The sequence below is a fragment of the Pseudophaeobacter leonis genome, from assembly GCF_002087335.1.
Taxonomy (GTDB): Bacteria; Pseudomonadota; Alphaproteobacteria; order Rhodobacterales; family Rhodobacteraceae; genus Pseudophaeobacter; species Pseudophaeobacter leonis.
Map to the genome: position 1 here is coordinate 1 of NZ_MWVJ01000121.1, position 7263 is coordinate 7263.

Here is a 7263-nt window from a genome sequence, read left to right on the forward strand (position 1 = left end):
GGTACATTGGCTAATGTCTAGAAAGGGCTGGGAGCCGCCTTCCCCAACTCAAAATGTGCCATGGCGCACTCCAAACGCCTCATAAGGCGAATTATGATAAATAAAGTGATCGCTAGACCATGGTTTGTTCAGTGATGCCCACTAACTAGATCAAGAACCTGGGCCACACCATAGTCGCAGCCGCCGCGCGGCCTGTTGCGCATTTTGCATGCGCAGGCCGTGGTTCGGCTCAGCAATTGCCCGCCTGAACTGATCACACAATTCAGTGCCTTTCCCGACTTTGGCCTGGATCCGTGTCAGCGCGGCCTCCAACGCTGCGGAGCGCACATCCCGTTCGACACAGTCATCCGCTGCCTGAGCGATGACATCCAGTGCATCCAACAATTCGGAGGTGTTCAGAATTTCTTCTGACCAACTGCCTCCAAAGGCCACATTTGAGAGTTGTTTTTTCATTTCAGTCATGAGAACAAATATAGAACAAATTGAAATTCAGTACAGCCACGAGGTTTGGGGCATGAGCTACATGCGTTGTCTATATCTTGATATGAACGCCTTCTTTGCCAGCGTCGAGCAGCAGGTCAACCCGCGACTCAGAGGCAGGCCGGTCGCAATCACCGCACTGCATACCGGGCCGCACAACAATTGGGCTGGCGCGGTTGTCGCGGCGAGCTATGAGGCAAAAGCCCAGGGCGTGAAAACCATCATGCGGGTTTCAGAGGCGCGCCCAAATCTGCCCTGATATCGTGTTCCTGCAGGCACGCCACAAACTATATGCGCGGGCCAATCAGGCGATTTCCAGAGCCATCAACTGGATTGCCGAGGTAGAACGGGTCAGGTCCATCGACGAATTTCAGATCGGCCTTGGCGGCCTGACTGGCGAGCTTCCGGCCGCCATGGATCTGGCACAGGCCATCAAACGCGCGATTCGTGACGATGTTGGCGCGGTGATGCGCTGTTCCATTGGAATTGGCCCAAACCAGCTGCTGGCAAAAATTGCCGGAAAGCTGGAAAAACCGGATGGGCTGCAATGGCTGGCACCCGAGAATATGCCCGGGGCCATCGCCCACCTAAAGCTGGATGACCTGCCAGGAATTTCAAAACGGATGCAAGACAGGCTGATCAAAGCGCATGTGTGGGGGGTACACGAACTCTATGCCCTCGACCCCCGCCACGCCCGCAAGATCTGGCACTCCGTTGAAGGCGAACGCTTTGTTCGGGCATTGCAGGGGGAGGACATCCCCCTGAATGAGACCTCGCGCGGTGGCTATGGTCAATCAAAGGTACTGGCCCCGGACTACTGGGCCGCGCCCAAAGCCCACCTTGTAGGCCGCTGGCTCACCGAGAAAGCCGTAGCCCGCATGCGCCGTGATGGCTATTGTGCCGGGCGCATTTCGATCTACGCGAGCCTGTGGAAGCAGCCCGGGCACAACTGGCAGCAAACGCTCACCCCCAGTCAAGACACCCGAAAATTTCTCGCCATTTACGATGCGCTGACGGACAGCTTTGCAAAAAGCCGCGACTATTCAACATCGATCAGCATAAACCTGACCAAGCTCACGCTGCTAAAAGACCGCAGCGCCGAGCTCTTTTTACCGTTAGAGGCCGGGGCGGCAAATACTGCGGAACGGTTGTCCACAACCATTGACCAGCTCAACCGCCGCTATGGTAAGGTTGTCATAAAACATGGAATTCAACAGGAGCATCTGGGCTTTTTTGACAGGGGCTAGCATCAAGGACAGGATTGCGCAGGAAGCGATATTTGCAAAGTACGGGGCGTTGGACATGGTGCAGTGCGCGAACGGCCCACACCTGCCGTTGGTCGATGTGCATCGTCGCTAAAGTATGGCCCGTAAAAGGCGACATTCGCTGTACGCGCGAAACCTAGGATCTGTAAAGTTGTCACTTTATCCGTATGCGACTAGTTAGGGGAACCGGTATTTTGGAACGCAATTTGAAGTCGAGGCGAAATGAAGAAGTCTGTATTCATTGCTATGTTTGCTGCCACCGTCGTGAGCGAAGCTTCTGCAAGCGAGGGCATCTATACTCTTTACCGCTCCTCAATAGTTAGCTCAGAGTGGAGGATCCATGTTGCTACTTTCGACGCGGCGGAAGGGGATAAATACAACTCAGAAAATTGCCAGCTTGCTGCTCAGTTGTTTCTTTCTCAACCTGGCGTGCGAACCCTATTTTGGTGCGAACCGGGTCGGTTTCAAGAGTCCAATTAAGGTGACCTACGTCTAGCTTGCGGCGAAGGTCTGCCGAGAGCCCAATGTGCCTGATGCTGCGCTAGGCAAGGATGGCAATGAAGCGCAGATTGCGACATTTGCAAAGTAGCCCGCCCAGATGGCACGATACGGCAAGAACGGCCCAATGCCGACATTGGCCGAACTTTGCGTCGCCGCGCCGCAGCTTCCCAGAAGCGGACTTCGGAACAAAGGAGGAGGGTTTCGACACAACCAAGGTCTGTTCACGCCGCATTCATAAGCCACGAGGTGTCCAACAACGCTCGTTTTTTTGTGGGCTCAGTAGTGATAGCAGACATTGCGGCATAGCGGAAAATTGGTAAAGTTGGGCTCATATACACAGAAACCAAAACGATCTGGATCGGCCTGACAGATCCGGCAGATCAGGAGTCATTCTAGCTATGTTTGGACTTTTGAGGAACCGGCCCCGCAGCCTTGTGAATGGGGAGCAAGAGCCCATGCAGGTATCGACCGAAACATATGAAGTCGAAGCGCCGCTGTGGTTCGCAGAGTGTTTCTTCCTGGCCCAGAGCCTGAGCGTTGGAGACCGATCCGCGATGATTGGCGCGATAGACAGCGCCCGCGCAGGCGAAACTGCAGGACTGATGACATCCAAAGGAACAGTTACACATGAGCTTTATGGCCGCCTGACTCGGTTTGGTTATTTGGACCGTGTGGATGTTGATCTTCACGGAACCATGGCGCAGTGGCAACTGCGGGACGCGCAGTGGCGCCACCTTTTGGGTTTTTTTGCTGCAAGCTTGGTCGATAGCCTGACCAAAAAAGACCTAGTGCGAACGTCCAAAGGCATCGCTGCGAACCGAAAGAGCTTCGACAGGTTGCCAAGCAAACTCCTACACATGATGCGGTCCACCTCTTTGCGTCGCAACAGGCCGATTGCCGATGCTTCGATCAAGGCGAGAGAGTTCAGAGCCATGGAAACGCTCAAGCTGATAAAGGCGATTGGGGGTACATGGCAGTCGACGGAGTTGGGGACGATGACTTTGCCGTATCTGTTTGACCATCTGCTGACTGAAAAACGTCTATGGCTAGAGGAGCGGAATCGATGAGCGTAGATGCTGTAGGAACAGTCCGCCGTGGACGCGGCGCACGCAAAGCTGCCCCCCAGACCTGTGAAATAAATGCTGCCCGCGCTCAAGTGCAAGCTGCCGCTGACCGAGCCGATTGTAGATATGTACGGACTCTCGGGACACTTCCGGTAAATTACCCAATTTGGGGTGGAGGGAGTTTTCATGACGAACGAAAATCGCGACATCCAACGTAAACTGAGAGTGTTTCAGGGCAACAAGAAAGAGCGTCACGTCTTGTGCGCAACGCTCTCAGCTTTTCGCCGACCTTTACCGCGACGGATATGATCCTGCGATCAAGGTCCGCTTTAGCGTCTTCATAATAATTTTTTAGGCATGCCGCGAACGTCCGGTTTCCGCCCTTCGTGCCGAAATGTGCATGGTGCAGCAATTCGGACCGCTTCCACCTCCCATCACGGTCGCGAACGGCCCTTAGCTGCCATCCGTCAGCAGCGCTGGTGCCGCGCTGCGGCTTCTTGAGATCGGCCATTCATGTATCGCGCAGCGTTACGCACGGTGAAGGTCGGGAAATCGGGGCCTGTCAGATCTTCGTCGCGAGAACATCAAGGCATTCAACAAGCTGTATTTTTTGTCTGGCCCTTCTAGCAGCAACTTTTCCTAGTTCCGCAAAGGTATTTAGGAGGCCATGCCTTCATTTTGTCCAATTTTCCCGCCAGGGTGGCGAAACAGGCTATTATCTCGGGAAATTTATTAATGAAAAACACCATCTTTGCAACTTCGGTTCTTTGCACTTTGGGCTCGGTGGCGACGGCTGCCTGTCATGATTTTGGGGCCGACAGTACCTCACAGGCTCCAGAGGTAATTATTTGCTACGGTGTAAAATGCGATCTTACTAGACTGGAAGTGCGGTGCAATGGTGGCGGAAATAATTTCACTGATTATGAAGTGGGCTGGCGGTTTGGGTATACGTATAATGTGCACTCAGACGACGACAGCATGGATAAATACATTCACTGGAAAGGGGAGGTAATCCCACCTGAGGAATGGGAGAAAATCCGTTTTTTCAATTTGAAAGATGGTATTGCTATCGAAGTAGAGTGAGCCGGGTCTAACCACATTAGCGTAGCGTCAAGAACGGCCCAAAGCCGACCTTCATCCAACCTTCAAGATGCTGCGGTCGCAGTCCGCATTGTCGTCATTCGTTCTCAGCGCAGTATTATTATGAGAGCACTGGCTGGGTCCCTTTCTGCTTTGTCCTCACGATTGATGTCGCAGCATTTCTCCTTTCACACGCCACAGCAGGCTGTGCAGTAGCCTCTATGGGATGTGCAGAACTACCTTGGAAGAACTCCCAGAGTTACCGGTTCATCGGATCTTCAATCTTTAATGGGAGACAATAGCCTTGAGTATGACGTGAGGGTGATCCGATGTGGAACTTAAAATTTTTACTGTTCTGTGTCGTTGGCCTCGCCGCCGGGATCAGTGCAACAATTGTATTGCGTGCGGGCAAAAACACGATCCTGCGCGAATATACAAGGCAAGGCGGGATGGAGTTCGCTGGTTACATTGAGCGCGAAATGCCCAATCTCGATCAGATTCTTCTTGGAACCTTTGACCGAGGCGAAGCAGAGGCAGAGCTGAACAGACTTGCGGTGATCGGGAATGTTTTCCGGTTCGAATTCTACGATGACCGCGGCAACCAAGTGCTCGCAACCGGTTCATTCCACAGCGAAGCGGATGACGCGTCTGATAGCCATCATGCCCATGAGCACGAGGAGCAGGCTCTCACGCACCTGCCGCGGCCTGAGATTATGACACAGGCGACATCGTCTGAAACGGACCATTCACAACATTCGCATGCAAGCCTTTCCAACATTGATTTTGGAGAGGGTCTCACGACAACGGTTTTGGCGCCCAATGATCCCCATGCAGCCGTTCATCACGTTCTTCAGATCTACACTGGCGATGGCCGGTCCACACCTGCGACATTTGCATCACTTATTCATCCGATCTCGGATTCAAATGGCGCCCTTGCTGGCACAGTTGTGCTCTATCAAGATTTGTCGGCACAGGCCGCCCTGCAGCAGAGTGTTCTGCTCAAAGCCGCGGGCGCAATCGTCGCACTTTTCGTGCTCAGCACGATGGGCCCACTGATTTCGTATTTTGGCGCATTGCGAGCAAAAAATGCTGCTGATGAGGAGATCCACTACCTTGCGGCGCATGACGGTCTTACCGGCCTTGTAAACAGGGAAACCTTTATTTCAAAAGTCGAACAGTGCTTTTCACAGGACGATGCCTTTGCCGTCCATTTTCTGGACGTGGATAATTTCAAATACCTCAATGATTCCTTCGGACATGAGGTTGGCGATGTCGTTTTGCGAACCTTTGCAAGCCGTCTGTCTGATCTTGCTGACAACGCTTTGGTTATTGCGCGCTTGGGCGGAGACGAATTTGCAATTCTTCAACGCAATGCCAAAGATTCCGCTGCCATGACTTCTGTATCCCAAAAAGTCTTAGAGGTCATACGTGCGCCAATAGTTGCCAACGATCATACAGTTGCTGCGACTGCAAGCATGGGGAGCGCCCGGGCCCCGGATGACGGCAAGGACGTCACTCGACTGATAAAGAGCGCAGACATTGCAATGTACCATTCCAAATCTGAGGGACGCAATCGTGCCTGCGTATTTGAGACCTGGATGGATGAAAAGCTGATGGCTCGGCGCGAGATCGAAAGCCGTTTGCATTGGGCATTGGAGCATGACGGTTTTGAGATCCATTATCAGCCACTCTATTCTGCCAAGATGGGGAAGCTATTAGGATTTGAAGCATTGCTGCGGCTCAATCGCGAGGACGGAACCCCTATCAGCCCAGAGAAATTCATCCCGATCGCGGAGGATATGCGATTGATCGAAGACATCGGCACATGGGTCTTGTACCAAGCCTGTGCGTTTGCTTCGAACTGGCCAAGAAATCTGAAGCTTGCCGTAAATTTGTCTGTCGGTCAGTTTGCGAGCGGAAAGCTCCCCGAAATCGTCGAACTAGCACTTTGGGAGTCGAAACTTGCTTCGACCCAGCTAGAATTGGAAATTACTGAGTCTTTCTTGCTCGACGATTCCCTGGATACTTTGACGCAATTGCGGGAGCTGAAGGGCTTGGGAATTTCTGTCGCCATGGATGATTTTGGTACCGGGTATTCAAGCCTCGCCTATCTTTGGCAGTTCCCCTTCGACAAAGTCAAAATTGACCAATCTTTCCTGAAGGGCTTCTCAGATCGGGCCGCTGAAATCACCAAGATCATCGAGACAATTGTTGGTTTGGGCCACACTCTTGGCATGCAGATAACTGCGGAGGGCGTAGAAACCCAAGAACAACTTGAAATGCTCAAAACAACGCACTGTGACCAACTTCAGGGCTTCCTGCTGGGTAAGCCGGTGTCAAAAAGCGGCGTGCAATTGTGCATCATTTCTGATCAAGAAGGCAAAGGTCCAGGATTGGAGGAATCTGCTTAGCTTGGCTGAACTTTTTAACAAGGACTACACTTTCAAAAATTTGTCGAATTCGGGCGGCACATTGGCATGCATACTCGTTGATACCGCCGTGCATTGCTGACCTTGGAGCCGGTCGAACCATTGCCTTTGACACTGTCATGCTCTGAGAGACCGCTTTCACAGATCTGAGTGAGGATGTGTGCGCATGCAGCGAATGACCACATTCCGCCCAAACTGCATAGGAGGGCCTGACCGATCTAGGTTAGGATCTCAGCCACCGTCGCCAGCTTGCCATTGGCACAACCCCGCCCCTGCGCCTCGGCAATCAGGGCGTTTGAAAGCTGCCCCTCAGTTGTCGGCACCGGCCCGGTATAGCCTGGGCAAGGCGTCAACAGATCGGCCGGCACATTTGGCGCCGGCAATCGAGCGGTGTCAGCGCCACGCCCCATACAGGCGCTCAGCAGTGACACCAAGCAAAGCAGA

At 53.0% G+C, this 7263-nt stretch carries 7 protein-coding genes; 5 read left to right on the top strand and 2 right to left on the bottom strand.

Annotated features, from left to right (window positions below; genetic code table 11):
• Positions 1 to 150 precede the first annotated feature (150 nt).
• Positions 151 to 453, bottom strand: a complete 303-nt coding sequence (locus tag B4968_RS23605) for a hypothetical protein (protein ID WP_161492638.1) — start codon at positions 451 to 453, stop codon at positions 151 to 153.
• 61 nt (positions 454 to 514) lie between these two features.
• Between B4968_RS23605 and B4968_RS25470 the strand changes: the two genes are divergently transcribed.
• The 5 genes from B4968_RS25470 to B4968_RS22050 all read left to right on the top strand — a co-directional run bounded on the left by B4968_RS25470 (position 515) and on the right by B4968_RS22050 (position 6801).
• Complete coding sequence (locus B4968_RS25470) at positions 515 to 739, top strand: Y-family DNA polymerase (protein WP_161492639.1); 225 nt, start codon at positions 515 to 517, stop codon at positions 737 to 739.
• Between the two features lie 4 nt (positions 740 to 743).
• The gene (locus tag B4968_RS22030; protein ID WP_161492640.1) at positions 744 to 1727 is read left to right on the top strand and encodes a Y-family DNA polymerase; all 984 of its coding nucleotides are present in this window, start codon (positions 744 to 746) and stop codon (positions 1725 to 1727) included.
• Positions 1728 to 2701: 974 nt separating this feature from the next.
• A complete protein-coding gene (locus tag B4968_RS22040) occupies positions 2702 to 3313 on the top strand; it encodes a hypothetical protein (protein ID WP_139792978.1) in 612 nt (203 codons plus the stop codon).
• A 732-nt stretch (positions 3314 to 4045) separates the two neighbouring features.
• Positions 4046 to 4393: a hypothetical protein gene (locus tag B4968_RS22045; protein ID WP_083101337.1), complete on the top strand. Its 348-nt coding sequence runs from the start codon at positions 4046 to 4048 to the stop codon at positions 4391 to 4393.
• A gap of 326 nt (positions 4394 to 4719) precedes the next feature.
• Entirely contained in the window at positions 4720 to 6801 is a 2082-nt protein-coding gene (locus tag B4968_RS22050; RefSeq protein ID WP_083101338.1) for a putative bifunctional diguanylate cyclase/phosphodiesterase, read from the top strand.
• A gap of 236 nt (positions 6802 to 7037) precedes the next feature.
• On the opposite strand, the gene B4968_RS23615 is transcribed toward B4968_RS22050, so the two are convergent.
• Positions 7038 to 7263: hypothetical protein (locus tag B4968_RS23615; protein ID WP_161492641.1), on the bottom strand; the 226-nt coding region annotated here is incomplete at its 5' end.

Bases quoted from the DNA above. Each gene is read 5' to 3' on its own strand.
- B4968_RS23605 (WP_161492638.1), bottom strand. From the start codon at position 453: ATGAAAAAACAACTCTCAAATGTGGCCTTTGGAGGCAGTTGGTCAGAA.
- B4968_RS25470 (WP_161492639.1), top strand. From the start codon at position 515: ATGAGCTACATGCGTTGTCTATATCTTGATATGAACGCCTTCTTTGCC.
- B4968_RS22045 (WP_083101337.1), top strand. From the start codon at position 4,046: ATGAAAAACACCATCTTTGCAACTTCGGTTCTTTGCACTTTGGGCTCG.
- B4968_RS22050 (WP_083101338.1), top strand. From the start codon at position 4,720: ATGTGGAACTTAAAATTTTTACTGTTCTGTGTCGTTGGCCTCGCCGCC.
- B4968_RS22040 (WP_139792978.1), top strand. From the start codon at position 2,702: ATGCAGGTATCGACCGAAACATATGAAGTCGAAGCGCCGCTGTGGTTC.